This window comes from Seonamhaeicola marinus, assembly GCF_008085455.1.
Genome location: NZ_VSDQ01000243.1, coordinates 534 through 1,286 on the forward strand (window position 1 = coordinate 534; position 753 = coordinate 1,286).

Sequence of the window (753 nt, forward strand, 5' to 3'; positions counted from 1 at the left end):
TGAGAATGTTATCATCAGCCTCTATGCCAAGGGTATGAGCAATTCAGATATAGAAGAACAAATCCGTGAAGTATACGATTTTAATGTTTCTACATCCACTATATCCCGTATCACAGATAAAGTCACTAATGATATTGTTGCATGGCAAAACAGACCATTAGAACCTGTGTATTTAATTACTTGGATGGATGGCATTGTCTTCAAGGTTAGAGAGAACTCTAAGGTCATCAATAAAACTATGTATATTGCTGTTGGTCTGCGTAGAGATGGTAAAAAAGAGGTCTTAGGGTTATGGTTAGGCAAGAATGAATCTGCTGCTTTTTGGATGAGTGTCCTTACCGATATTAAGGCTAGAGGTGTACAAGACTTACTTATTACTGCTACAGATAATCTTAATGGTTTTACACAGACCATCAAAAACGTATTCCCTGAATCTACTACGCAAATCTGTGTTGTGTATCAGATTAGAAATGCTAGTAAATATGTAGTATGGAAGGATAAAAAGGCTTTTTCTAGAGATATGAAAGCGATTTATAATGCGCCCACCAAACAAGCAGCCAAAGCAGCTTTAAATGATTTTGCAAAAACATGGGAATCTAAATATTCTTATGCTATTAAAAGTTGGAGAGATAACTGGGAGGAACTTACTGTTTTTTATGAGTTCCCTGTGGAAATTAGAAAAATTATTTATACTACAAATCTTATTGAAAATCTTAATGGAAAAATTAGAAAATACACTAAAAACAAGCTCTC

Annotated in this window: 1 protein-coding gene; it reads left to right on the forward strand. The window is 34.3% G+C overall.

Features of this window, described 5'->3' with window-relative positions; all coding sequences use genetic code 11:
* The coding region (locus tag FUA24_RS03760; protein ID WP_246146941.1) for an IS256 family transposase at positions 1–753 on the forward strand (753 nt) is incomplete at both ends.